Consider the following 25,165-nt stretch of genomic DNA (forward strand, 5'->3'; position numbering starts at 1 on the left):
GTTTTTAATCGAGAGACAGCTATGAAATCACTGAAACTATTTTCGGCAGGAGTGCTGGGATGTCTGCTCGTCTCCTGCGGAGACATGCTCGAAAACATCGAACAGTATATTGACAAGGGCGAAACCATCTACGTGGGCAAGGTTGATTCCCTGAAACTTTATCCCGGCCGCGAACGAATCGGACTTCGGGGCGATTTGCGCTACGGACTCACGCAGACCCGGTGTACGATCTCTTGGTTACACCCTTCTGGGGAGGAGCAAAGCAAGAGCATCGACATCGTACGCACGTCGCCCGACGATAAATTCGACGTCGTCCTGACCGACATGCAGGAGGGCCCCTACGAATTTACGGTCATCACCTACGACGGTCTGGGCAACAAGTCGATACCGGTTACGGCCAACGGCTATGTATACGGCGATCTGTATGAGCAGTCGTTGGTAAACCGGAGCATCGAAGGCGATATCGTCACCTCCTACGAGGACGGGGAGTTTATCGCCACCATTAAGTGGTTGCCCCTCAATTACGAAGAGGCGCAGGAAACTTGCTTGACCTACGAACTGGCCGACGGAAGCGGACAAAAAAGCATCAAAGTGAACACCGGCGATAACAGAAGCGTCATTACCGGTGCGAAGCCGGGCGGCGAGTTCGAATGGTATACCGTCTACAAACCGGATTCGCTTGCCATCGACATGTTTCGTTCGGACGTGAGCTCGCAACGGAGCACAACGCAGTACAGGATACCGGTCGTGAACGCCGGAAATCCCTTTGTGCACGATGACCGGGGATTGGTCATACACCAGCGCTTCGGTTATGTCAAAGGGTGGATTGCAAATGCCGCCGCCGAGGCCAACGGAACATTCGACACGTGGGGTGGACGCAATTCGCTGAGTTTGTGGACCTACCCGAATTACTCGCCGGTAGGCACCATCGAAAATGGCAAAATATACCAGGAAATCGAACTCCCGGCAGGCAGTTACCGATTCGATGTCTACATGAACAGCTTCAATCCGAACGGGTCTCCTTATGAAATTTACGCAGCCGTGGCAACCGGACTCACGGAGGGGCTGCCCGATGTAGCCGAGGTGCATACCAAAGCGATCGGGTCGGCAAAATGTCCCGATGATGTGACGGATAATCGGCTTTCCGTATCCTTTACATTGGACAAACCCATGAAGGTCGCTTTCGGCTTCGTGGGAACACTTGGCGGTGATGCCGATTTCAACGTAAGTTATGTCGAACTGTGGAGCAACTGAACCGACTCCGATTAAACAACCCAAATAATTACTTCAAACCAAAATCACGAGAGATGAAAAAACAATTTTTGATTGCATTGCTCGCTTTCGCGGCGCTTTGTCCGGCGTTCGGACAAGAAACGGAGAAGATTCCGTCATGGGCCCGAGAAACCAAGGAACAGAAAGCCGAGCGCATGGCCTGGTGGACACACGACCGTTTCGGACTGTTCATCCACTGGGGCGTTTACAGCCTCCCGGCGCGTGGCGAAGGTGTCAAACGCAGCGAATGGATGTCCGACGAGAGATACCAGCGTTATTTCGAGAATTTTAACCCCGATTTGTACGATCCGGCCGAATGGGCGGCAACAGCCAAGGCTGCCGGAATGAAATATCTTGTCATCACGACCAAGCACCTTGACGGATTCTGTCTTTGGGACACCAAATACACGGACTTCAAGGTAACCAACACTCCTTATGGCAAGGACCTCATCCGGCCACTCGTCGACGCTTTCCGCGCCGAAGGCATCCGCATCGGATTCTACTATTCGCTGATCGACTGGAACCATCCGGATTTTCCTTACGACTGGCTGCATCCCAACAGCCCGCGGTCTGACGAGGAGCGTATCGAGGCCAACAAACACCGCGACCTGAAAAAATACCAGCAGTATATCAAGAACCAGTTGACGGAGCTCTTGACAGAGTTCGGACAGATCGACGAACTATTCCTCGACTACTCCTATCCGGGCGAGAACGGCAAGGGGCACAAGGAGTGGGATTCGGAAGGCATCCTGAAGCTGGTGCGCAAATTGCAGCCACAGATTATCGTCGACAATCGTGCCGACATGCACCACACCACGTGGGGCTGGGACTTCATGACGCCCGAGCTCTATGTCCCCTACGAATGGCCCAAATTCAACGGCGAGCGGGTTCCCTGGGAGATCTGCCAGACTTTGGATGCATGGTCGTTCGGCTACCACCGCGATGACGAAGCGTGGAAATCGGTCCGGCAACTGGTTGTAATGCTTGCCGAAACGGTCAGCAAGGGAGGCAATCTCCTGCTGGACGTAGGACCTACGGGACGCGGCACGTTCGAGGGACGGGCCATGGACCGGCTGGCGGGCATCGGCAAGTGGATGAAGTACCACTCGCGTTCGATCTATGGTTGTACGCAAGCTCCCGAAGAGTTCGAAGTTCCGAAAAACTGTCTGCTCACCTATAATCCGGAAACCCGCCGACTTTACATCCATGTATTGGAATGGCCGTTCAAGTCGCTCCATCTTCCGGGATACGAAGGCAAGGTCAAATACGCTCAGTTGCTGAACGATGCTTCCGAACTGACGTTCTATGCGCAGACGCATGCAGACCCCGGAGCGCACACAGTCGAGACCTCCCGTCCGGGCGACCTCATCATGCCCGTTCCCGTGAAGCAGCCGGACGACGTACTGCCTGTTATCGAATTGATTCTCGAATAGTTTTTTATCGGGGCATGCAGCCGGACGATCCGGACCGTACGCATGCCCCGATTTTTTATCGTACCGTTCAAAATGTCTCTCCTAAAAAAATCGATTCTCTTCCTGTTCATGGTCGTATTGGCCGGATGTGGTTCGCACACGTACCGGAATCCGCTCGATGTGGCATTCGGCGACCCGTTCGTACTTCATGCCGCCGACGGCAAATTCTACATGTACGGCACGAGCGACGATATCAACGGCTTCCGCGTCTACGTCTCGGACGACCTCGTTACTTGGCAAAAGGGCGATGTCATCTATGACGGCAATGCCTCGACATGGGGGACCGACTGTTTCTGGGCTCCCGAAGTGTACGAACGTGACGGCCGGTATTACCTGTTTTTCAGTGCCAACTGGCGGCATAACCCGAACGGCGACTCCGAAACGTTCCGCATCGGAGTGGCGATTGCCGATTCGCCGACGGGCCCCTTTTCCGACCTGTATGACCGTCCGGTCTTCGATCCCGGCTATCCGGTGATCGACGCCAATGTATTGTGGGACGATGACGGCCGGGTGTATCTCTATTATTCGCGCTGCTGTTATAAGCATCCTGTCGAAAGCGAACTTTCTGCGTGGGCACGCGACAAGGGGCTTTTCGACGAGATCGAGGAGAGCTGGGTATACGGCGTGGAGATGAAGCCCGACTTCAGCGGCGTCATCGGCGAGCCGGTCGCACTGCTGACACCCCCGCAGTCTATTTCTGACCCGCAAACCCGGTGGGAGAGCCGTTCGGTCACCGCGGGAGAGGTCAACCGGCGCTGGACCGAGGGGTCGTACGCCTTCAAGGAAAACGGGATGTATTACATGATGTATTCCACCAACTTCTACGGCGGACAGCATTATGCGGTGGGCTATGCTACGGCCGGTTCGCCGCTGGGTCCCTTCGTGAAATCCCCGGACAATCCGGTTCTCGAAAAGAATACGGACAAGGGCGGCAAGGTCACGGGAACGGGGCACAATATGGTCCTGAAGCTTCCTGGTGGCGGAATGTATTGTGTCTATCATGGCAGGACGATTCCGACGGGCAATGCTCGTATGGTCTTCATCGATCCTATGGAGGTAACCGAGGACGGTCATCTGAAGGTTTTCGGTCCGACTACCTCGCCTTGCCCCGTACCGATCAAATGACAAAAAAACGGGTCTTGTCTTCGGGCATTCTCGCGGGACGGTCAGCGGCCTATTCAGTGATGTTAAAAAAAGTTCCTGTCACCCGTCGGCGAAAAGCGTCTCCCATTACCGGATCAGACCGGCATTCGCCAGCAACGTTTCCGAGAATTCGATCTAACGCTCTTACAGTCAATGTTTCCTGAATTATTTTTTTACACAATGTAACTTTTAAGTTATAACCTTATTCAATATTATTACTATCCGCTAAACATTTTTGAGCTAAAACAAAATTAGGGCACACCCGATAAATATAGGGAAATGATTCTTTCAATCAACCGCAAAGCCATATCTTTGCCGTATGAACAATCAAGACCTATTAGCCTTGGTGTAGTTAATTCTGCCATTAGAGATGCTTTCAAATTTTGAAGTGGTACGTGTAGAGGAAGAAGTCTCCCTAATTCGTATTTACCTTGACAAGGCTGTTAAGGAAGAATACAAGGATAATCCCAATGTGGAATCCAAGGGTTTCTGCGATGCCGTGACCATTCGTGATTCCCCGATCCGAGACAAAGGCGTGGATTTGGTTGTCAGAAGGTGCAGATGGTATGACAGACAGAGCAACCGGTATTTCAGGCACTTATACAAGGCAGCAAGAACCCATAGATGGGATGCCATTCAGGCCGATACGGATGCCAAAGAGGAGGCCAAATGCCTGAGGAAGACATACACCCCGGTCATACTTGCAAATGAGAATACGCACAAGTAGCTACTGGCACGTTGCAGATACCTGCTTTTCAAGTCTGCCGATAAATAGACGGAAAGTCAGAGGCAAAGGGCGTAGGTTCTCTTTGAAGTATATCCGGATTTGAAGAAAGTTTATTCATTCACGCATTCTCTTCTGATAATATTCTCCAGAAGCACCATTAAAGACGCTGCGAGGCTGTCGCTTGTACGATGGTACAACAAAGTGGACGATTCCGGCTTCAAAAGCTTTAATGTCATTGCTGCCACTTTGTACAAGCATTATGATGAGGTCTTGAATTTCTTTGTCAACAGAGCTACAAACACATTCGCAGAATCATTTAATGCTAAAATCAAAGCGTTTAGGACTTCGCTGAGAGGGGTGACGAATTATTAGGTTCTTACTCTCCAGACTTACAGGACTATATACTTAATCCCTCAGAATTATCGGGGGCCTATTACCGGGTCAAGGCTGACGTTGCGGAGTTTGTCCTCCGGGAGATCACTCGCATCGAGGCCGATCCAAAATTATCGCAGTTGCTCTCCAAGAAAAACAAGGATGAGTGTGGGCATTTTCTGGAAAAAAGTTATCTTTGCCGTCCGAATTTTTTAATGCCGGAAACGGATACATGCCGCCGTTTTTAGTAAATTTTCCCGGTCGGAAAATTTTTCGTATCTTGCAGTAGGTTATTTGAAATGCGGTATTTCAGCGCAACAGACTGAAAACAAACCGTTGCCTTCTCGTTACCTATTCTTCTATACAAAAATGTAACTACCTGATATATCAGGTAGTTACATTACTTTAATCCCATACCGGAAACGGACCCTGCCTTTAATCATACACCTGCCTGCGGTCACCTCCCGGCGACGCGGCAGTATCTGTCGTAACGTCCTATCACGTCGTTCACATAAGCCAGCGTCTGCCGGCTGCCGGTGAAACGTCCGCATTTGACCACTTCGCTCTCGTAATACGCGGGATCGGCTTTCAGACTGAGATAACGCGCCACGACCTCCCAAGAATCGGGATTCTCTCCGTCCAGCTTCGCCAGACGGCGCGCGTCGTTCACATGACCGACGCCGCTGTTGTACGACGCCAGGATGATGCTCATCCGGTCCTTCTCGGAGATGTCCTCGGGAAGGCAGAGCGTCGATGCGATCTTCGTCAACAGCTTGTTCGCCAGCCAGATATTGGTCTCCGGATTGGAAACCTCCGTCACGGGAACGTCGAACTGGCGTGCCACCGAAGGCATGATCTGCATCAGTCCGCGGGCCCCGCGGCGCGAGATGATGTCGGGTCTGAAGCGCGATTCGTGGTAGGCGATGGCGCTCATCAGCCGCCAGTCGTTGCCCTCCTGTTCGCTGATATGGCGGATCACATCGTCGTAAGCCGAGATGACGTAGCTGCCCTCGGGGAGCAGCGAACGGTTCATCGCCTCCATTCCGTTCGGCGCGCCGTCCGTCGCAGGTGCGGCGAACCGGGCGTTGAAGCCGTAGAAAGTGGTCAGAATGGTCAAGAACGCAAACGTTAATACGGTCTTTTTCAACATAAAAGGTTGTTTTGCGGGCAGCTTACACCGCGCAGAACAGCACGCTAATCATAGAATCCCCACGAGATACCGATTTTGAACATGCCCGGATTCAGCGGATAACGAGCCGCCGAGAAATACTCTCCGTTACCGAACAGTCCCTTGTTCACATGCTGATATTTCAAGAATATCCGCATTCTCTTCCACTTCGCCATTGCGAAGGCGTCCACGTAGGGATAGTTCCCCACTTCGACCTCGCGCTGGTTGTAATACACCGACAGAGCCGGATTGTAACCGGGCGCATAATACCGCGTATTATAGCGTCCGTCCAGACCGATCTGCAAGCGCAGCACGTCGCGCACGACCCAGAACTCGTAGTAATACGAAAGGAAGGCGCTCAAAAGCGGAACGGGTACGACATCCTGATCCGTACTCCACTGCAACAATACCCTGTTGTCCAAATGAAGTCCGCCCAAGCGGAAATCTTTGCGAGCATACACACTCGTGAGGCTGACGTTTCCGCCGTGCTGGGCGACGTTGCTGTCCGACGCATAATAGATCTTGTCGGAGACGACTCCCTGCCATGCCCCCGCTTCGAAAGCGAAATCGGGGACCGAAAACTTGACCTCGAACCGAGTTTCATTCTCCTTGTCCAAAGGAGTGTTCCATATATAATGGTTCGAGAATAGATTCTCCTGCCAGTAGTTGGGCGAACGGCGGTCCATCGTGAACCGTCCTTCGAGAATCAGGGGGTGTCCGCGGAGGTAGCCTTTCAGCGCGAGGTGCGCGCCGATCGAAAGGTCTCCGCCTCTGTATCCCGACGGGTAGAATCTGAGATTCCCGTCCCAATCGACATACTTTTTTATCTTTCCGCTGACCGAGCCGTAAAAGAAGTAACTCGTCTTGTTGACCTTCGTGTACTTGCCCGTCAGGTAATCTTTCAGTTCGAACTGCGAGTAGGTGTGCATGTCGATGCCGACGCCGGCGTCGATCGTTCCCACCACCCCGTTTCGGTCCCAGGGCTGCGCCTGCACGAAGAAGCGGTTCGAGACGACCCGTTCGTAGATCGAGTCGCGCGTCTCCGTGGGGTTGATGTACCAGTTGTCGTAGTAGCGGCCCTCTGCCGACACGTAGTTGCCGTTCTCGTCGCGGTGGTCGCGTTCGTTGGTATAGGGCTCGTTCCTGTCGGTGTAGACCTTGCTCCACGAACTGTACTCGAACGAGTGGCCTATATAGACCGCCGAAAGGTTAGCCATCGAGAAATCGTGCTCGGTGAGCCGTTGCAGCGGAATGCCGTAGGACTGCGTGACGAAGAAGGCGTTGTTGCGGTAGAGGTTCTTGGCCTCGGCGTCGGCCAGCCGCATCGGAACGCCCGAGGGCATCTCGAAAACGGTGTCCGCAATGGCCCAGTTGCCGACCACGCCGCCGTTCTCCTGCTGCTCGATGTGGTTGTTGTAGTAACCCGCATGCACCGAGTAGCGCTTTCCGGTATGGCTGACGGCCACCGAGAGGTTGTGGTTCTTGGTCCGCGACCACACATACTGCCCGCGCGTGCCCCGCGCCTTGTAATCGACGTTGAATCCCGTCGTCGGCGAGATGTTCTGCGCGTGCATGATGTTGAAATTCTCCTCGCGGAAACGCTTCTGCCCCGACTCGGCGTAGCTCATGCGGATGATCGGCTTCTTCGTGTTGTAGAAGGGCACGTTCTCCATGTTGTAGGTGTACGCATAGTAGGGACTCGCAAAACTGAAATCAAAGAACTGAGGCCGCCGGAAGTAGTTCAGCGGCAGCGACGTTTGCCCCAGGGCTCCCTGGGCGATGTCGCCCACCTCCTCCCGGTAGAACGGATAGTCGATCCGGTAATCGGTCAGCGTGGTGTCCAAAGGTCCGATCTCGACGCGGTTGAAATCGCGGCTCACGTGCCATTTGAAGTTGTTCAGCGCACGTATCGAGTCGTTGAACAGATAGGACTCCAGCGGCTTGCGGATCTTGCGCTCCTTCTTGGTCGTATCCTGCGGCTGCTCCCCCTCCTCGCCCTCGGGCTGTTCGAAAGGGTTGTTGCCGTAGAGATTTCCCGACTGGCCGTTCTGCTGGGCGCGCATCAGGGTCTTCGCATCGAAGCCCTGGCAACGCCCTGTCTGAGGCACTGCAAAAAACAGGCCGAACAGGAGCACCAGCAATATGCGATTCGAAAATCCCGACATATCCAACCTAAAGAGCGGAAATCCGCGACAAAGGTAATTAAAATTTTTTAATAAACTATTCGGCTTTCCCACAGCCGTTTGCCCGGCAGGCGAACCCCCGGACGAGCGAAATCAGGACGTAAAGCACGATGATCAGCGGCACGGCGTATCCGCGCAGGACGACCGCCATCGCGGCGCTGACGAGAATGAACGTATAGCGCAAACCATTCCCCTTCCAGCCGAATCCGTGGAATTTGAGGGCGAACATCCTCACGTCCGAGATCATCAGCAGCCCCACGACCACGGCCACGGCCAACACCGTCTCGCGCAGGAGCGTCAGCCCGTAACACTCGGCCAGCATACCGAGCGAGGCGCAGAGCATCGCGGCGGCCGGCGAAGGCAGTCCGCAGAACTCCGTGCGCTGCGTGTCGTCGATGTTGAATTTCGCCAGCCGCAGCGCAGCAAAGGCCGTGAAGGCGAAGACGACGAGCCCGAGGGCCCCCTCCGGCAGCCAGACGCCCGGCATCCGCTGATAGAGGACGTACATCGCGGCGGCGGGCGCGAACCCGAAGGTGATGTCGTCGGCCAGCGAATCCAGTTGTAGCCCGATGGGCGAACTCTGGTCGAGCAGGCGCGCCGTGAAGCCGTCGAAAAAGTCGAACACGGCAGCCAGGATCATCAGCCCGAAAGCCAGCGTCAAGTTGCCCCAGACCAGCGCGGCGACCGCTGCGACCGAACCGCAGAGCAGGTTCGAAAGGGTCAGCAGGTTGGGTATGGTGAAGAATTTGATTTTCATTGCCGGGTCGAAAATTAATTTTCCAATAGGCGGCAAAGTTACTAAAATATTTTTATCTTTGTCGAACTTAACTCCATATAATAACTATGGCAAGCAATAAATATTGTGTCATCATGGCGGGCGGCATCGGATCGCGTTTCTGGCCCAAAAGCCGGCAGTCGATGCCCAAACAGTTCCTCGATATTCTGGGAACGGGGAAATCCTTTATCCGCCACACGTACGAACGCTTCGCAAAAATCGTCCCGCCGGAGAATTTTCTGGTGGTGACGAACGACAAATACAAGAAACTGGTGCTGGAACACATTCCGGAGATCGGCGAAAAACAGGTGCTCTGCGAGCCCGTGGGCCGCAACACCGCCCCCTGCGTGGCCTATGCGGCCTATACGCTGATGAAGCGCAATCCCGACGCCGAAATGATCGTCACCCCGGCGGACCACCTGATCCTCAACGAAGACGACTTCCGGGAGATCATCGCCGAATGTCTCGCTTTCGCATCGGAGCACAACGCGCTGATGACCGTGGGCATCAAACCCACGCGCCCCGACACGGGCTACGGCTACATCCAGGTCTCGGACAACCGCCCCATCAGCAAGGTCAAGTGCTTCACCGAAAAGCCCGACCTCGAACTGGCGCAGGTGTTCCTGCAATCGGGCGAATTCTACTGGAACTCGGGAATCTTCGTGTGGACCGTGCGCGCGATCGTCGAGGCTTTCGAGAAATACCTTCCCGAGCACCACGCGATGTTCAGCGGCGTGATGCGCGCCATCGGCACCGACGCCGAGCGCAACGTGCTGGAAATCGCCTATTCGGAGTGCCGCGCCATCTCGATCGACTACGGCATCATGGAGAAGGCCGACAACGTCTACGTCCGCTGCGGGGAGTTCGGCTGGAGCGATGTCGGGACGTGGGGCTCGGTCTACCAGCACTCGCGCAAGGACCGCTACGCCAACGCCATTCCCGAGAAGGGGTGCTACCTCTACGACACGCGCTCGTCGATCGTCTCGCTGCCGAAGGAGAAGATCGCCGTCATCAGCGGCCTGAAAGAGTACATCGTCGTCGATACGGACGACGTGCTGCTGATCTGCCCCCGCGCCGAGGAGCAGAACATCAAGAAATTCATCGACGAAGTGAAATTCAACAACGGCGACAAGCACATCTGATCCCGGATCAGATATGCCGTCGTCGCACCACCCATCCCCGGAGGCGGTCTGCGACCGTCCTCCATTTATTTTTCACCAGCCATGAGCGAACTTTACGACCTCTTCCTGAAACACCCCCGCATCTCGACCGACACCCGGAAGATCGAGCCCGATTCGATATTCTTCGCCCTGCGGGGCACCAACTTCGACGGCAACCGCTTCGTCGCGGAGGCGCTTGAGAAAGGCGCCGCCTTCGCCGTTTCCGACGACGCCGGTGCGGCGGCCGCCGACGAACGCATCCTCTATGCCGGGGACACGCTGCAAGCCCTTCAGGAGCTGGCCCGGGAACACCGCCGGGCGCTGGGCATCCCCATCCTCGCCATCTCGGGCAGCAGCGGCAAAACCACCACCAAGGAGCTCGTCAGCCGCGTATTGGGCGAACGGTTCGCGGTCTGCGCCACGCGCGGCAATCTCAACAACCATATCGGCGTTCCGCTGACGCTGCTTTCGATGACCCGCGACACGGAATTCGGCGTGGTGGAGATGGGCGCGAGCGCCTGCGGCGAACTGGCCCTGCTGACCTCCGTCGCCGAACCCGGCTACGGCATTCTGACCAACATCGGACGGGCGCATCTCGCAGGTTTCGGAGGACCCGAGGGAATCCGCCGGGGCAAGGGAGAGTTGTTCGACTATCTCGCCGCGAACGGCGGCCGCGCCTTCGTGCCGTCCGACGACCGGGTGCTGACGGAGATGGCCGCCGAACGCGATTCGCTGGCTGCGGAATACTATCCCGTCTCGCTGGCCGACGGCATGGAGAACCACCTCGAAGGGGCCTACAACCGCTACAACATCGCCGCCGCGGTAGCCGTGGGACGCTATTTCGGCATTCCCGACGAACGCATCCGCCGCGCCATAGCCGGCTACGTCCCCGACAACAACCGTTCGCAGCGCACCGAGACGGCCCGCAACACGCTCGTCATCGACTGCTACAACGCCAACCCGCTGAGTATGCGGCTGGCCGTCGAAAGTTTCCTCGCCGAACCGCTCGGCCGGCGGCAGCGCCGGGTGCTGATCCTGGGCGACATGCTCGAACTGGGCGAATGGTCCGCGCACGAGCACACGGAGATCATCCGCCAGGCGGCGCAGTCTCCCGACGCCGAGCTGCTGCTCGTCGGCAGCGAATTCACGCAAGCCTGCGCCTCGCTCCCCGAAAAACCGGCCCGCACGACCCTCTGCCCCACGCGCGAAGAGCTGCTTTCGCGGCTGCGGCTCTCCCCCGTCGAAAACGCCCTCGTGCTGCTCAAAGGCTCGCGCGGCATCGGGCTGGAGAAGGCGATCCCCGAACTCTGAATCCCCCGCCCCGCCCGAAAGGCGGGCGTCCGGAGCGGCGGCAGACCGCGACGGCACAGCACAAATACCCGCCCCGTGCAATCGCCGGGGCTTTTTTCGGCTTATTTCGAAATTATTTTGTTATTTTTGCCTGTTGTAAACCTTCAAATCAAAGCTATGACACTCAACGAATACCAGCAGCACGCCCTCGAAACGGCCATCTATCCCAACGAACGCCGCATCATCTACCCCACGCTCGGGCTCACGGGCGAAGCGGGCGAAGTCGCCGACAAGGTGAAGAAAGTGATCCGCGACGGACACGAGGAGTTCACCCCCGAAAAGAGACTCGAAATCGTCAAGGAGATCGGCGACGTGCTGTGGTACTGCGCCACGCTCTCGCGCGACCTGGGCTACGAACTCGAAGAGGTGGCGCAGATGAACGTCGAAAAACTCCGCTCGCGCATGCAGCGCAACCACATCTCGGGCAGCGGCGACAACAGGTAATCTTTCGGCGACACCGAAAGATTGCGATTAAAAATTCAAAATTCAGCATTCACAACTACACATGGAACAGGACAAGCAACTCACCTCGCTGCCCGAAAACGCCTACCGCGAACTCAAACCGGGCGAAGAGTACACGCCCGTGATGCCCGCCTCGTCGAACCCGAAGGAGGTGACGCCCTACTCGGTCACGATGGGCGTCATCATGGCCATCGTCTTCTCGGCCGCCGCGGCCTTCCTCGGCCTCAAGGTCGGGCAGGTCTTCGAAGCCGCCATCCCCATCGCCATCATCGCCGTAGGCATGGGCTCGGTGCTGGGCAAGAAGAACATGCTGGGACAGAACGTCATCATCCAGTCGATCGGCGCCTCGTCGGGCGTGATCGTCGCCGGAGCGATCTTCACCCTTCCGGCCCTCTACATCCTGGGGCTCGACGCCGCCTTCTGGCAAGTGTTCCTTTCGTCGCTGTTCGGCGGACTGCTGGGCATCGTGCTGCTGATCCCCTTCCGCAAATACTTCGTCAAGGAGATGCACGGCAAATACCCCTTCCCCGAGGCCACGGCGACCACCGAAGTCCTCGTCTCGGGCGAGAAGGGCGGATCGCAGGCCAAACTGCTGGCCGTCGCGGGCCTCGTGGGCGGTCTCTACGACTTCGCGGTCGGCACGTTCGGCCTCTGGACCGAGTCGGTCTCGACGCGCATCTGCGCATGGGGCGCCGTCGCCGCCGACAAATTCAAGGTGGTCTTCGGCCTCAACACCTCGGCCGCCGTGCTGGGACTGGGCTACATCATCGGCCTGAAATACGCCATGATCATCACCGCCGGATCGTGCCTCGTGTGGTTCGTGATCGTCCCGGTGGTGGGCTCGCTGGCCGAAGCCGTCGATCCCGCCGCGATGATCTCGCTGTTAGGCGTGACGCGCGCCGACATCCTCGCCGACCCGCAGTCGATCTTCACGGCCGAGAACCTCTTCGCATTCATCGGCAAGCCCATCGGCATCGGCGGCATCGCTATGGCGGGCATCATCGGCATCATCCGCCAGTCGAAGATCATCCGTCAGGCCGTGGGCCTCGCGGTCTCGGAGTTCGGAGGCGGCAAAGGCTCCGCCGAGATCGCCGAGCGCACGCAACGCGACCTTTCGATGAAGCGCATCCTCACGATCCTGATCGCCACGCTCGTCTCGGTCTTCGTCTTCTTCCACTTCGGACTGCTGGGCGGCGACTGGACCCAGTCGCTGACGGCGATCCTGATCGTCTTCGTCATCGCGTTCCTCTTCACCACCGTGGCGGCCAACGCCATCGCCATCGTGGGCACCAACCCCGTCTCGGGCATGACGCTGATGACGCTGATCCTCGCGTCGCTGGTATTGGTGAGCGTGGGTCTGAGCGGCACGACGGGCATGACCGCCGCGCTGGTGATCGGCGGCGTGGTCTGCACGGCCCTGTCGATGGCCGGAGGCTTCATCACCGACCTCAAGATCGGCTACTGGCTGGGCACCACGCCCAAGAAGCAGGAGGCATGGAAATTCCTCGGCACGTTCGTTGCTGCGGCGACGGTGGCCGGGGTGATGATCATCCTCAACAAATCCTACGGATTCGTGGGCGAAGGCGCGCTGGTGGCCCCGCAGGCCAACGCTATGGCGGCCGTCATCCAGCCGCTGATGACCGGCGGACAGACCCCGTGGATGCTCTACTTCTGCGGTGCTGCGCTGGCGCTGGTGCTCACGTCGATCGGCATTCCGGCCCTCGCGTTCGCGCTGGGCATGTTCATCCCCATGGAGCTGAACGCCCCGCTGGTGGTGGGCGGACTGGTGGCGTGGTTCGTCTCGAACCGCTCGAAGGACGAAGGGCTGAACAAGGCCCGCTTCGACCGGGGTACGCTCATCGCTTCGGGATTCATCGCCGGCGGCGCGCTGATGGGCGTGGTGAGCGCCGTGCTGAAATTCGCCGGCGTGGACTGGTTCCTCTCGGGCTGGGCCGCATCGAACGCCGCCGAATGGGTGGGTCTGGCCATGTACCTCGTGCTGATCGGCTACATGGCCTGGCACACGATTAAAGCAAAAAGTGAAAAATGAAAAGTGAAAGGTTAAAAGTGGAGTGTAAAAAATGCAGATAGCCTGTTTTTCACCTCTCACCTTTAACTTTTAACCTTTAACCTGTTGAAATTATGGAACTCAAAGAACGTTTTCTGAAATACGTATCGTACGACACGCAGTCGGACGAAAACAGCACGACATTCCCCTCGACCGAGAAGCAGAAGGTCCTTCTGGCGGCCCTGCGCGACGAGATGGAAGCCCTCGGCATGACCGAGGTGACGATGGACCAGTACGGCTACGTGATGGGCACGATCCCTGCCACGGCGGGGTGCGGGAACGCCCCCGTGATCGGCTTCATCGCCCACGTGGACACCTCGCCCGACATGAGCGGCAAGGAGGTGAAACCCCGCGTGATCGAGGAGTACGACGGCGGCGACATCGCCCTGAACGGCCAGCTGACGATGAAGGTTTCGGAGTTCCCGGAGCTGGCCTTCTTCAAAGGGCACACGCTGATCCACACCGACGGCACGACGCTGCTGGGCGCCGACGACAAGGCGGGCGTGGCGGAGATCATGACCGCCGCGGAATATCTGCTGACGCACCCCGAGGTGAAACACGGAAAGATCCGCATCGGCTTCACGCCCGACGAGGAGGTGGGCCGGGGCGTGGATTTCTTCGACGTGAAAGCCTTCGGCGCCGATTTCGCCTACACCGTTGACGGCGGCATGGAAGGCGAACTGGAATACGAGAACTTCAACGCCGCGAGCGCGAAGATCGAGATTCAGGGCCGCAACGTCCACCCGGGCTACGCCAAGGCGAAGATGATCAACGCCATCGACGTGGCGTGCGAACTGCAAACGATGCTGCCCGCCGCCGAGCGTCCGCAGCACACCGAGGGCTACGAAGGTTTCTACCACTGCGTCGGTGTGAACGGCACGGTGGAGAGGGCTTCGCTGAGCTACATCATCCGCGACCACGACGCCGAGAAGTTCGAGCAGAAGAAGGTCTTCATGTGGGCCTGCGTCGATCTGCTGAAAAAGAAATACGGCGACGAGGTGCTGACCCTCACGCTCAAAGACCAGTATTACAACATGCGCAAGATGGTCGAGCCGCATCCGCAGGTGATCGACAAGGCGTTGCGGGCGATGGAGATGGCCGGCGTGAAGCCCCTCGTGCGGCCCATCCGCGGCGGCACCGACGGCGCACGCCTCTCGTTCATGGGCCTGCCGTGCCCCAACCTCTTCACCGGAGGCATGAACTTCCACGGCAAGTTCGAATACTGCTCGCTCACGACGATGCGCAAGGCCCAGCAGGTGATTCTGAACCTGACAAGCCTGTGGGCTAATTAAAAATGAAAAATTAAGAATTAAAAATTGAAATTCGCTATCGCCTGCTCCGGGCCATCGATCCACCCGGGATCACCGAAAGCGAGGGTTCGCCCCGACGCTTCGGGATTTCACGACGCTAAGACAAAAGCCGAATTTTTCATTTCTAATTCTTAATTCTCAATTGCGATAGCTATGGATTCCTTTGGATTTCTGAAAGTGGCCGCGGCGATCCCGCATCTGCGGGTCGGCGACTGCGACTACAACGCCGAGCGCATGGCGGCGATGGCCGAGGAGGCCGCCCGGCGGGGCGTCGAGATCGCGGCATTCCCCGAACTGGGCGTGACGGCCTACACGTGCGGCGACCTCGTGCTGCAATCCACGCTGCTCGACGCGGCCGACGAAGCGCTGGAACGCCTCGTGCGCGCCACGCGCAAACTCCCCCTCACGCTGATCGCCGGGGCCCCCCTGCGCCACGGATCGGCGCTCTACAACTGCGCCGTGGTCTTCACGCAGGGCAAGGTGCTGGGCGTGGTCCCCAAGACCTACATCCCGAACTACGGCGAATTCTACGAAAACCGCTGGTTCGCCTCGGGAGCCGGGATTTCGGACGAACACATCGCCGTCGCGGGCCAGCAGGCCGACTTCGGCGCCGACCTCACGTTCGAGGTCAACGGCGCGGAGTTCGGCGTCGAGCTCTGCGAGGACCTCTGGAGCGCCGTGCCGCCCTCGTCGCAGCTGGCGCTGAATGGCGCGAAGGTGATCTTCAACCTCTCGGCCTCGCCCGAGGCGGCGGGCAAGCACGCCTACCTGCGGCAGCTGGTCGCCCAGCAGTCGGCCCGCACGATCGCGGCCTACGTCTACTGCTCGGCAGGCTTCGGCGAATCCACCACCGACCTCGTGTTCGCCGGCAACGGCATCGTCGCCGAGAACGGCACGATCCTGCGCGAAGCCGAACGCTTCTCGCCCGAGGAACAGTTGGTCGTCGCCGACGTGGACCTCGAACGGCTGGCGTTCGAACGCCGCCGCAACACCTCGTTCCGCATGAACGAAGGGGCCACGGAGAACACCGTGATCGAGATGGAGATACCCGAGGGGCTCCGCGGCGTGGTCCTCGACCGCGACATCGACCCGATGCCGTTCGTCCCGAAGGACGAGGCGCACCGCAGCGAACGCTGCGAGGAGATCTTCCGGATACAGTCGCACGGACTGGCGCAGCGGATGGTCCACACCCGCGCCGGAAAAGCCGTCGTCGGCATCTCGGGCGGGCTGGATTCGACCCTCGCCCTGCTCGTGACGGCCCGCACGTTCGATTTCCTGAAAATGGACCGCGCGGGGATCATCGGCATCACGATGCCGGGCTTCGGCACCACCGACCGCACCTACAACAACGCGCTGGAGCTGATGCGCGGGCTGGGAGTCACGATCCGCGAAATCCCCATCCGCGACGCCTGCACGCAGCACTTCCGGGACATCGGCCTCGATCCCGACGACCGGGGCGCGGCGTACGAGAACGCCCAGGCCCGCGAACGCACGCAAATACTGATGGACGTGGCCAACATGGAAGGCGGACTGGTGGTCGGCACGGGCGACCTTTCGGAACTGGCGCTGGGCTGGGCGACCTACAACGGCGACCAGATGTCGATGTACGGCGTCAACGCCTCGGTTCCCAAGACGCTGGTGCGCCACCTCGTGAAGTGGGCCGCCGACACGGAACGAGACGCCGCGACGCGCGCCACGCTGCTGGACATCATCGACACGCCGGTCAGCCCCGAACTGCTTCCGGCCGACGCCGAAGGGAAGATCACCCAGAAGACCGAAGACCTCGTGGGCCCCTACGAGCTCCACGACTTCTTCCTTTACAATTTCCTGCGCGCGGGTTACGGTCCTGCGAAAATCCTGCTGCTGGCCGAGCAGGCTTTCGAGGGGAGCTACGACCGTGCGACCATCCTGAAGTGGCTCACGGTCTTCGTCCGCCGCTTCTTCACCCAACAGTTCAAACGCTCGGCCATGCCCGACGGCCCGAAAGTCGGTTCCGTGTCGCTCTCGCCCCGCGGCGACTGGCGCATGCCCTCCGACGCCTCGGCGGCGGCATGGCTCCGGGAAGTCGAAGAATTATGAATATGAAAAGAACCCTCTTGCTTGCAGCGTCCCTGCTCCTGCTCGCCGGCACGGCTTCGGCGCAGGACTGGAAAGACGCGCTGAAAAAAGCCGCCACGGCGGCCGCCGACAAGATCACCGACGGCAAACTCACCCAGTATGCGCTGGCTGGCACGTGGAACTACACGGGCCCGGGCGTCAAGTTCGAAGGCGGGGACCTCGCCTCGGAACTCGGCGGCGCAGCCCTCGAAACCACGGTCGTCAAACAGCTGGAAAAAGCCTATGCGCTGGCCGGACTCAAAGCCGGCGCCGGAACGTTCACCTTCGAACGCGACAGCGACGATTTCTCGGCGACGCTGGGCAAGCACAAACTCACGGGAACCTACGAATACGACGCCGAGACGCACGTCGTGACGCTCCATTTCGCCAAGGGCAAGATCAACCTGGGATCGGTGCCGGGCCACGCCTATATCAGCGGCACTGAACTGGTGCTGGTCTTTCCGGTCACGCGGCTCGTGGAGATGATGACCGCCCTCGGCAGCCGGATATCCTCGCTCTCGACGGCCGCCGCCCTGCTGTCGAAGTACAAGGATGTTTACGTCGGGTTCGCCTTTTCCAAGTGACAGGCAGGCGTTTCCGGGGAGGAAGCGCAAAAAAATCGAAAAAAAATTTCAATGACGGATTCATAGCGAATCCGTCTTTTTTCGTTACGGATTTTCAGCCCCGCGACCCGGCTGCCCCGCAGACAGTAAGCAAATGCGCGGCACAGGTAAATAAAATATTTTATGAAATTCTTAAAGAAGTTGCGAAACTCGAATGAATGTACTATTTTTAGGGGCGAGAAACGATTACAAACCCCTCAAAATCCATTCGCTTATGAACGAGCAAGCCCGACAGTACGTCGAAGATTTCATGGCCCGGCTCATCGCCCGCAATCCCGGTGAACCGGAGTTCCACCAGGCCGTCCGCGAGGTGGCCGAATCGCTGGCACCGCACATCGTCGCCAGCCCGATCCTGCAAAAGATGAAGGTGCTGGAACGCATCGCAGAGCCCGAGCGCGTCATCATCTTCCGCGTGCCGTGGCTCAACGACAAAGGCGAAATCGAGATCAACCGCGGCTACCGCATCCAGATGAACAGCGCCATCGGCCCCTACAAGGGCGGCATCCGTTTCCACCCCTCGGTCAACCTCTCGATCCTGAAGTTCCTGGCCTTCGAGCAGACCTTCAAGAACAGCCTCACGACCCTCCCGATGGGCGGCGGCAAGGGCGGTTCGGACTTCAACCCCAAGGGCAAGTCCGACAACGAGGTGATGCGCTTCTGCCAGTCGTTCATGACCGAATTGCAGCGCCACATCGGTCAGGACACCGACGTTCCGGCAGGCGACATCGGCGTCGGAGGCCGTGAAATCGGCTTCATGTTCGGCCAGTACAAACGTCTGCGCGACGAATTCACCGGCACGCTCACCGGCAAGGGCCGCGACTGGGGCGGCAGCCCGCTGCGCCCCGAAGCCACGGGCTACGGAACCTGCTATTTCGCCCAGGAGATGCTCGCCACGCGCAACGACTCGTTCGAGGGCAAGACCGTCTGCATCTCGGGTTCGGGCAACGTCGCCCAGTACGCCTGCCAGAAGGCCACCGAACTCGGCGCCAAGGTCGTGACGCTCTCCGACTCGTCGGGCTACATTCACGACCCCGAAGGCATCAGCTCCGAGAAACTGGAATATGTCATGGAGCTGAAGAACATCTTCCGCGGCCGCATCAAGGAGTACGCCGAAAAATACCCGTCGGCCACCTACTACCCCGGCGAGCGTCCGTGGGGCGTGAAATGCGACATCGCCATGCCGTGCGCCACGCAGAACGAGCTGAACGGCGACGAGGCTCAGGCGCTGGTTGACAACGGCTGCATCTGCGTCGCCGAGGGAGCCAACATGCCCTCGACGCCCGAAGCCATCCGCATCTTCCAGCAGCACAAGCTGCTCTATGCTCCGGGCAAGGCGGCCAACGCCGGCGGCGTAGCCACCTCGGGACTCGAAATGACCCAGAACTCGATTCGCCTCACCTGGTCACCCGAAGAGGTCGATGCCAAGCTGAAATCCATCATGCAAAACATCCACTCGGTCTGCGTGCACTACGGCACCCAGCCCGACGGCTATATCAACTACGTTGTGGGCGCCAACATCGGCGGCTTCATGAAGGTAGCCAACGCCATGCTCGCACAGGGCTGCGTCTGACGGCCGGCCCCGGGAATCCCCGCCAACGAAACACCCCGGAAGCACGAGACTTCCGGGGTGTTTTCGTCGCAGCGGCGGCCGATCGCCCGTTAAGACGTACCGGGTAAGGGAAAAAGATCGGCAGATGCAAAAAAAGGCACGGCCGCTCGGTATTTCAGGCGCACCCATACCACATTCGGGCAAAGGTGTTGCGTGTCACGAAAGTTTGTCTATCTTTGTCGGCACAAAGAGATCGGGCAATGCCGGGAGGCATGCCTGCGATCTCTCGATTCTTGCGACGGCCCTAAAAATCTGTGTGAAGTTGCGTCACTACTCTTTGAATTCTTCAAAACGGGCCGTCGCAACTTTTTCTACCCCTTTGCAAAAATCCTGCCGTTTTCAAGCCTCGACCGCCGCACGTTCGAGCGCCGCGCGCATCGCCGCGCGTCCCGCCTCGATCAGTTCTTTCGAACGGTAGAATTCGAAAATGCCGTAGCTGTCGGCAGGCATCTCGACCAGGATGTCGGGTTTATGAAGCCGGCACATCAGCCGGGCGATATGCTGCTGCATGATCTCCGACGAGGCGATCAGCACCTTGTAGTAATTGAGCGACACCTTGGTTTTCGGCGCGGGAGAGGCAAACGGAGCGCTGACATCCACGCCCACCAGCATGTCGCCCTTCTCGCGGTGCACGCGGTTCAGCGGCAGCGGGTTGACCGTACCGCCGTCGATCAGCACCTGCCCGTCGCGGTGCACGGGCTTGAAGACCGAAGGGATCGAGATCGAAGCCCGGATGGCGTCGTACAGCCCGCCGCGGTCCAGCACCACTTCGCGCCCCGTGAGCAGATCGGCCGCCACGGCCGCGAACGGCACGGGCATCCGCTCGATCTCCACATCCGGAACCAGCTCCTTCATGGCATTCATCACGCGGTCGCCCTTGACCAGCCCCTCGGTGCTCAGGGCGAAGTCCACCAGACTGAAAACCTTGTATTTGTCGAGTTCGCACAACCATTGCTTGAAAGGTTCGAGATGCCCCGAGGCATAGACGCCCCCGACCAGCGCGCCCATCGACGTACCGGCGACGGCGCTGATCTCGAAACCCTGACTTTCCAACTCTTCGATAGCTCCGATATGGGCCACTCCCCGCGCCCCGCCGCCGGCCAGCACCAGCGCCACTTTTCTTTTCTTCATAAGATTCATTCATTTATACGGTCCCGGACCTCGTTCCAGACGCGGGCACCGCACGCATAACTGCACGCATCGTGCCGCGCATCAATCCGTTATCACACAATCCATCGCCACGTCGTGCGGCTCCGAGGGCAGCTCCCCGACCAGTTGGTGAGCGTAACAAACGCCGATCTTCACGGCATGCACCTCCGGCTGCGCGAGGTATTTGTCGTAGTAGCCGCGCCCGCGGCCCATCCGGGCTCCCGCGGCGGTGAACGCCGTGCCGGGAACGATCACCAGATCCAGTTCCCGGGGCTCGCACAGCCGTGCCTCCGGCCCCGGTTCGGCAATGCCGAAGGCCCCCGGACGCATCGTCCGGGGATCGTATTCATAAAACCGCATCACGTCGCCCTCGACGCGCGGCACGGCCAGCCGACGACCGGTCGCGGACCACCGCGCCAGCGCCTCCGACGTGTCCGGCTCGTCGGCCAGCGAACAGAAAACACCCACCGTGCGGGCCCTGCCGAAAGCCTCCGAAAGCTCCGCCCGGGCGAAAATACGCCCCGACGCCGCGGCCCGCTCCGACGGAGTGATCCCGAGGTTCTTTCGGCGCATCGCGGCGCGCAGTTCTTTTTTGGTCATAAAACCCTCCTTTCAGGCATAAAATTCCCGTCTGTTTTCATTGTTATTCCGCAAACAATGGCTATCTTTGCGCGTAAATTCGAACATACCGGAACACAAACTATCACAAATATAAACAAATTAAAATCATTATGAGCTGTTTTCTATCTAATTCCTCGCTCGGCAAGAAGCTGGTCATGAGCGTTACGGGGGCGTTCCTCGTGCTCTTCATCCTCTTCCACATGTCGATGAACATCACGGCGATCATCTCGCCCGAGGCGTACAACACGATCTGCGCGTTACTCGGCGCCAACTGGTACGCGCTGGCCGGTACGGCCGTGCTGGCGCTGGGCGTCCTGATCCACTTCATCTACGCCGTCGTCCTCACGCTGAACAACTACAAGGCGCGCGGATCGCAGCGCTACGCCGTGACGGTGCAGGAGCCGGGCGTGGCATGGGCCTCGAAGAACATGCTCGCACTGGGCTTCGTCATCCTGGGCGGCCTGCTGATCCACCTCATCAACTTCTGGTCGAAGATGCAGCTCGTGGAGATCATGGGCGGACACGTCAACTCGCTGGGATACAGCCCCGCCGACGGCGCCGCGCTGATCGCCTACACCTTCTCGAAATGGTATTACGTGGTGATCTACCTCGTGTGGTTCTTCGCGCTGTGGTTCCACCTCACGCACGGCGTATGGTCGATGTTCCAGACCGTGGGCTGGGCCAACGACACGTGGTATCCCCGTTTGAAGTGCATCGCCAACATCGTGGCCACGATCGTATTCCTCGGGTTCGCCGCCGTGGTGCTCGTCTACTTCTTCTGCCCCTGCATCGCAGGCGCATGCTAATCACCCCATTCAGAGAACAATAAACACACAAACGATATGGCTTTCAAATTAGATGCTAAAATTCCCGCCGGGACGCTCGCCGAAAAGTGGAGCAACCACAAGACGGCGATCAAGGTCGTAAGTCCCGCCAACAAGCGCAAACTCGACATCATCATCGTCGGCACGGGTCTGGGCGGCGCCTCCGCAGCCGCTTCGCTCGGCGAACTGGGCTACAACGTCAAGGTGTTCTGCATCCAGGACTCGCCCCGCCGCGCCCACTCGATCGCAGCCCAGGGCGGTATCAACGCCGCCAAGAACTACCAGAACGACAACGACTCGGTCTACCGGCTCTTCTACGATACGATCAAGGGCGGCGACTACCGCGCCCGCGAGGCCAACGTCTACCGTCTGGCCGAGGTCTCCAACCTCATCATCGACCAGTGCGTCGGCCAGGGCGTTCCCTTCGCCCGCGAGTACGGCGGCCTGCTGGCCAACCGTTCGTTCGGCGGCGCGCAGGTTTCGCGTACGTTCTACGCCCGCGGCCAGACGGGCCAGCAGCTTCTGCTGGGCGCCTATGCGGCCCTCAACAAGGAGATCGCAGCCGGCACGGTGAAGAGCTACCCGCGCCACGAGATGCTGGACATCGTCATCGAGGACGGCGAGGCCAAGGGCATCATCGCCCGCAACCTCGTGACGGGCGAGATCGAACGCCACGGCGCACACGCCGTCGTGATCGCCACGGGCGGCTACGGCAACGTCTTCTTCCTTTCGACCAACGCTATGGCGTCGAACGGCTCGGCCGCATTCCAGTGCTACCGCAAGGGCGCCGGCTTCGCCAACCCCTGCTTCACGCAGATCCACCCCACCTGCATCCCCGTTCACGGCGACCAACAGTCGAAGCTGACGCTGATGTCGGAGTCGCTGCGCAACGACGGCCGCATCTGGGTTCCCAAGAAACTCGAAGACGTGAAGGCGCTCCGTTCGGGTGCCAAGAAACCCTCGGACATCGCCGAGGAGGACCGCGACTACTATCTGGAGCGCCGCTACCCGGCCTTCGGTAACCTCGTGCCGCGCGACGTGGCTTCGCGTGCCGCCAAGGAGCGCTGCGACGCAGGCTTCGGCGTGAACGAGACCGGTCTGGCCGTATTCCTCGACTTCAAGACCGCCATCGAGCGTCTGGGCAAGGATATTATCAAACAGCGTTACGGCAACCTCTTCGACATGTACGAGGAGATCACCGATGTGAGCCCCTACGAGCAGCCGATGCAGATTTTCCCCGCCGTGCACTACACGATGGGCGGCATCTGGGTTGACTACAACCTGATGACCACCATCCCGGGCCTCTACGCCATCGGCGAGGCCAATTTCTCGGACCACGGCGCGAACCGTCTGGGCGCTTCGGCCCTGATGCAGGGTCTGGCCGACGGATACTTCGTCCTGCCCTACACCATCGGCGACTACCTCGCGCACAAGATTCAGGCCCCGAAGGTGAAGACCGACACCAAGGCTTTCGACGAAGCCGAGAAGGGCGTCCGGGAGAAGATCGCCAAACTGCTCGCCATCAACGGCAAACAGTCGGTGGACGACATCCACAAGAAGCTGGGCCACATCATGTGGGAGAACGTCGGCATGGCCCGCACGAAGGAGTCGCTCGAAAAGGCCATCGCCGAGATTCAGGCGCTCCGCAAGGAGTTCTGGAAGGACGTGAAGGTCGTCGGCAAGGAGAACGACTTCAACGTCGAGCTCGAAAAGGCGCTGCGTCTGGCCGACTTCCTCGAACTGGGCGAACTGATGGCCCGCGACGCCCTCAACCGCGAGGAGTCGTGCGGCGGCCACTTCCGCTCGGAGCACCAGACCGAGGAGGGCGAAGCCAAGCGCGACGACGAGAACTTCGTATACGCCGCCGTATGGGAGTACAAAGGCATGGACGAGGCTCCGGAGCTCACGAAAGAGCCCCTGAACTTCGAGTTCGTGCACCCCGCACAGCGCAACTACAAAGACTAAGGCCATTTGACGTTGAACTTTAATATCGAATCGAAACTATGAATTTTACATTAAAGATATGGCGTCAAAAGGACGCTAAATCCAAGGGGGCGTTCGAGAGCTACAAGGTGGAGAACATCTCGGCCGACACCTCGTTCCTCGAAATGCTCGACATCCTGAACAACAACCTCATCCACGAGGGCAAGGAGCCCGTGGCCTTCGACCACGACTGCCGCGAGGGCATCTGCGGCATGTGCTCGCTGCACATCGACGGACAGGCCCACGGCCCCAGCCAGGGCGCCACGACCTGCCAGATCTACATGCGCAAGTTCAAGGACGGTGCGACGATCACCATCGAGCCGTGGCGCTCGGCGGCGTTCCCCGTCATCAAGGACCTCGTGGTGAACCGCTCGGCATACGACCAGATTCTGCAAGCCGGAGGCTTCATCTCGGTGCGCACGAACTCGGTGCCCGACGCCAACGCCATTCCGATCTCGCAGGCCGACGCCGAAGAGTCGATGGACGCCGCCGCCTGCATCGGCTGCGGAGCCTGCGCCGCCACGTGCAAGAACGGTTCGGCCATGCTGTTCGTCGCTGCCCGCGTGTCGTCGCTCGCCAAGCTGCCGCAGGGCCGCGTGGAGGGTGCCCGCCGTGCCAAGGCGATGGTCGCCAAGATGGACGAGCTGGGCTTCGGCAACTGCACCAACACGGGTGCCTGCCAAGCCGAATGCCCCAAGCAGATTTCCATCGCGCATATCGCCCGTCTGAACCGCGAGTTCCTTTCGGCGAAGTTCGAAGACTAAGAACCGTCGAAGGTGATAAGACCAAGGGCCGGA

At 59.1% G+C, this 25,165-nt stretch carries 21 protein-coding genes; 16 read left to right on the top strand and 5 right to left on the bottom strand.

The window, feature by feature from the left end; translation table 11 throughout:
* Window positions 1-21 precede the first annotated feature (21 nt).
* The 5 genes from NQ519_RS03155 to NQ519_RS16235 all read left to right on the top strand — a co-directional run bounded on the left by NQ519_RS03155 (window position 22) and on the right by NQ519_RS16235 (window position 4,986).
* On the top strand, window positions 22-1,254 hold the full coding sequence (locus NQ519_RS03155; RefSeq protein ID WP_083870891.1) for a DUF4998 domain-containing protein: 1,233 nt from the start codon (window positions 22-24) through the stop codon (window positions 1,252-1,254).
* A 53-nt stretch (window positions 1,255-1,307) separates the two neighbouring features.
* Entirely contained in the window at window positions 1,308-2,705 is a 1,398-nt protein-coding gene (locus NQ519_RS03160; protein ID WP_044118571.1) for an alpha-L-fucosidase, read from the top strand.
* A 108-nt stretch (window positions 2,706-2,813) separates the two neighbouring features.
* On the top strand, window positions 2,814-3,869 hold the full coding sequence (locus tag NQ519_RS03165; RefSeq protein WP_044118658.1) for a glycoside hydrolase family 43 protein: 1,056 nt from the start codon (window positions 2,814-2,816) through the stop codon (window positions 3,867-3,869).
* 376 nt (window positions 3,870-4,245) lie between these two features.
* Complete coding sequence (locus NQ519_RS16230; RefSeq protein WP_458693195.1) at window positions 4,246-4,614, top strand: ISAon1 family transposase N-terminal region protein; 369 nt, start codon at window positions 4,246-4,248, stop codon at window positions 4,612-4,614.
* Between the two features lie 99 nt (window positions 4,615-4,713).
* Entirely contained in the window at window positions 4,714-4,986 is a 273-nt protein-coding gene (locus tag NQ519_RS16235) for a transposase (protein ID WP_019149511.1), read from the top strand.
* Between the two features lie 457 nt (window positions 4,987-5,443).
* Here the strand turns inward: NQ519_RS16235 and NQ519_RS03175 are convergent, their stop codons facing one another.
* The 3 genes from NQ519_RS03175 to NQ519_RS03185 are packed head-to-tail and all read right to left on the bottom strand — an operon-like array spanning window position 5,444 to window position 9,094.
* On the bottom strand, window positions 5,444-6,136 hold the full coding sequence (locus tag NQ519_RS03175) for a transglycosylase SLT domain-containing protein (protein WP_026076284.1): 693 nt from the start codon (window positions 6,134-6,136) through the stop codon (window positions 5,444-5,446).
* Window positions 6,137-6,180: 44 nt separating this feature from the next.
* The gene (locus NQ519_RS03180) at window positions 6,181-8,319 is read right to left on the bottom strand and encodes a putative porin (protein ID WP_019149509.1); all 2,139 of its coding nucleotides are present in this window, start codon (window positions 8,317-8,319) and stop codon (window positions 6,181-6,183) included.
* A 55-nt stretch (window positions 8,320-8,374) separates the two neighbouring features.
* Window positions 8,375-9,094, bottom strand: a complete 720-nt coding sequence (locus NQ519_RS03185) for a CDP-alcohol phosphatidyltransferase family protein (protein WP_019149508.1) — start codon at window positions 9,092-9,094, stop codon at window positions 8,375-8,377.
* A gap of 86 nt (window positions 9,095-9,180) precedes the next feature.
* On the opposite strand from NQ519_RS03185, the gene NQ519_RS03190 reads away from it, so the two are divergent.
* The 8 genes from NQ519_RS03190 to gdhA all read left to right on the top strand — a co-directional run bounded on the left by NQ519_RS03190 (window position 9,181) and on the right by gdhA (window position 19,752).
* Complete coding sequence (locus NQ519_RS03190; protein ID WP_019149507.1) at window positions 9,181-10,254, top strand: mannose-1-phosphate guanylyltransferase; 1,074 nt, start codon at window positions 9,181-9,183, stop codon at window positions 10,252-10,254.
* An 81-nt stretch (window positions 10,255-10,335) separates the two neighbouring features.
* Entirely contained in the window at window positions 10,336-11,583 is a 1,248-nt protein-coding gene (locus NQ519_RS03195) for a UDP-N-acetylmuramoyl-tripeptide--D-alanyl-D-alanine ligase (protein ID WP_019149506.1), read from the top strand.
* A gap of 156 nt (window positions 11,584-11,739) precedes the next feature.
* Window positions 11,740-12,066, top strand: coding sequence for a nucleoside triphosphate pyrophosphohydrolase family protein (locus tag NQ519_RS03200; RefSeq protein WP_019149505.1), 327 nt, complete (start codon window positions 11,740-11,742; stop codon window positions 12,064-12,066).
* 61 nt (window positions 12,067-12,127) lie between these two features.
* Complete coding sequence (locus NQ519_RS03205) at window positions 12,128-14,134, top strand: OPT family oligopeptide transporter (RefSeq protein ID WP_019149504.1); 2,007 nt, start codon at window positions 12,128-12,130, stop codon at window positions 14,132-14,134.
* A gap of 92 nt (window positions 14,135-14,226) precedes the next feature.
* Window positions 14,227-15,444 (top strand): peptidase T, encoded by a 1,218-nt coding sequence (pepT, locus tag NQ519_RS03210; protein WP_019149503.1) that lies wholly within the window; start codon window positions 14,227-14,229, stop codon window positions 15,442-15,444.
* Window positions 15,445-15,615: 171 nt separating this feature from the next.
* Window positions 15,616-17,541 carry an NAD(+) synthase gene (locus NQ519_RS03215; RefSeq protein ID WP_019149502.1) on the top strand — a complete coding sequence of 642 codons (1,926 nt, stop codon included), beginning with the start codon at window positions 15,616-15,618 and terminating at the stop codon, window positions 17,539-17,541.
* Window positions 17,538-18,143 carry a DUF4923 family protein gene (locus NQ519_RS03220; protein ID WP_026076283.1) on the top strand — a complete coding sequence of 202 codons (606 nt, stop codon included), beginning with the start codon at window positions 17,538-17,540 and terminating at the stop codon, window positions 18,141-18,143. Before NQ519_RS03215 ends, NQ519_RS03220 begins: the two co-directional genes overlap by 4 nt.
* 253 nt (window positions 18,144-18,396) lie before the next feature.
* Window positions 18,397-19,752, top strand: coding sequence for an NADP-specific glutamate dehydrogenase (gene gdhA, locus NQ519_RS03225; RefSeq protein WP_019149500.1), 1,356 nt, complete (start codon window positions 18,397-18,399; stop codon window positions 19,750-19,752).
* 378 nt (window positions 19,753-20,130) lie between these two features.
* On the opposite strand, the gene NQ519_RS03230 is transcribed toward gdhA, so the two are convergent.
* Together NQ519_RS03230 and NQ519_RS03235 are read right to left on the bottom strand one after the other, a co-directional pair.
* On the bottom strand, window positions 20,131-20,922 hold the full coding sequence (locus tag NQ519_RS03230) for a patatin-like phospholipase family protein (protein ID WP_019149499.1): 792 nt from the start codon (window positions 20,920-20,922) through the stop codon (window positions 20,131-20,133).
* 81 nt (window positions 20,923-21,003) lie between these two features.
* Entirely contained in the window at window positions 21,004-21,540 is a 537-nt protein-coding gene (locus NQ519_RS03235) for a 5-formyltetrahydrofolate cyclo-ligase (RefSeq protein ID WP_019149498.1), read from the bottom strand.
* Window positions 21,541-21,671: 131 nt separating this feature from the next.
* Between NQ519_RS03235 and NQ519_RS03240 the strand changes: the two genes are divergently transcribed.
* Genes NQ519_RS03240 through NQ519_RS03250 form a run of 3 tightly spaced genes read left to right on the top strand, consistent with a single transcriptional unit; the run spans window position 21,672 to window position 25,132 of the window.
* Window positions 21,672-22,367: a succinate dehydrogenase cytochrome b subunit gene (locus NQ519_RS03240; RefSeq protein WP_026076281.1), complete on the top strand. Its 696-nt coding sequence runs from the start codon at window positions 21,672-21,674 to the stop codon at window positions 22,365-22,367.
* A 36-nt stretch (window positions 22,368-22,403) separates the two neighbouring features.
* Window positions 22,404-24,350 carry a fumarate reductase/succinate dehydrogenase flavoprotein subunit gene (locus NQ519_RS03245; protein ID WP_019149496.1) on the top strand — a complete coding sequence of 649 codons (1,947 nt, stop codon included), beginning with the start codon at window positions 22,404-22,406 and terminating at the stop codon, window positions 24,348-24,350.
* A 38-nt stretch (window positions 24,351-24,388) separates the two neighbouring features.
* Window positions 24,389-25,132: a succinate dehydrogenase/fumarate reductase iron-sulfur subunit gene (locus NQ519_RS03250; protein ID WP_015548041.1), complete on the top strand. Its 744-nt coding sequence runs from the start codon at window positions 24,389-24,391 to the stop codon at window positions 25,130-25,132.
* The last annotated feature ends 33 nt before the right edge of the window (window positions 25,133-25,165 follow it).

The sequence above is a fragment of the Alistipes senegalensis JC50 genome, from assembly GCF_025145645.1.
Lineage (GTDB): Bacteria > Bacteroidota > Bacteroidia > Bacteroidales > Rikenellaceae > Alistipes > Alistipes senegalensis.